This window comes from Alkalihalobacillus sp. BA299 (assembly GCF_017745675.1).
In the GTDB taxonomy this organism is placed as follows: Bacteria; Bacillota; Bacilli; order Bacillales; family Bacillaceae_F; genus Alkalihalobacterium.
This window is the reverse complement of the sequence record NZ_JAFLJM010000060.1, coordinates 1-802: the sequence shown is the minus strand read 5'-3', so window position 1 is coordinate 802 and position 802 is coordinate 1. Positions and strand designations below refer to the sequence as shown.

The window sequence follows — 802 nt, the reverse complement described above, 5'->3', positions numbered from 1 at the left end:
ACAAGGTAGCCGTATCGGAAGGTGCGGCTGGATCACCTCCTTTCTATGGAGTATTTACTCTAGTCGATGCATACTTCGGTATGTACGCTTTGGTCTTTTTTGTTCAGTTTTGAGAGAACTCAAAACTCATTCTCTCTTAATTATAAGTTGGCTAAGGGCCTATAGCTCAGCTGGTTAGAGCGCACGCCTGATAAGCGTGAGGTCGGTGGTTCGAGTCCACTTAGGCCCACCAGAATGTCAATTTTAAATTAAAATAAGGGGCCTTAGCTCAGCTGGGAGAGCGCCTGCCTTGCACGCAGGAGGTCAGCGGTTCGATCCCGCTAGGCTCCACCAAAAGCAATTTATAGAAAACGGTATAATCTATTCTGTAGTATCAGAGTCGCTTTTGAGCTTGCTCAGAAGTTCTTTTTGTCTCTAGCTATAAGATGTGATTGAAGTCAGTAGCTTGGTTCTTTGAAAACTGGATAATGAATGCTAGAAATGACATCAAGATTTTACCGGGTTGCACTTCGGTGTAACCAAGAGAAACTTGAGTCGTCAAGAATTCAACAACCTTTATAAAAATGTAAGGTTTGTATGGAGGTATTTATACTTCTGACAAATCTAGAAGTTTTAAAAGAAGCAAGAAGTTCGAGGAAGTGAAGTCCCGAGGAACGGATCGTATCAATAATACGTGAGTACCGCAGGGGCAAAACTGACGAAGAAATTCGCCGCTTATTTTAAAACGTTGGTTAAGTTATGAAGGGCGCACGGTGAATGCCTTGGCACTAGGAGCCGACGAAGGACGGGACGAACACCGAAA

At 43.6% G+C, this 802-nt stretch carries 2 tRNA genes; both read left to right on the top strand.

The features are described 5' to 3' along the window. Nucleotides 1–155: 155 nt before the first annotated feature. A tRNA-Ile gene (locus J0N78_RS25515) sits at nucleotides 156–232 on the top strand. A gap of 25 nt (nucleotides 233–257) precedes the next feature. Next, a tRNA-Ala gene (locus tag J0N78_RS25510) sits at nucleotides 258–333 on the top strand. The last annotated feature ends 469 nt before the right edge of the window (nucleotides 334–802 follow it).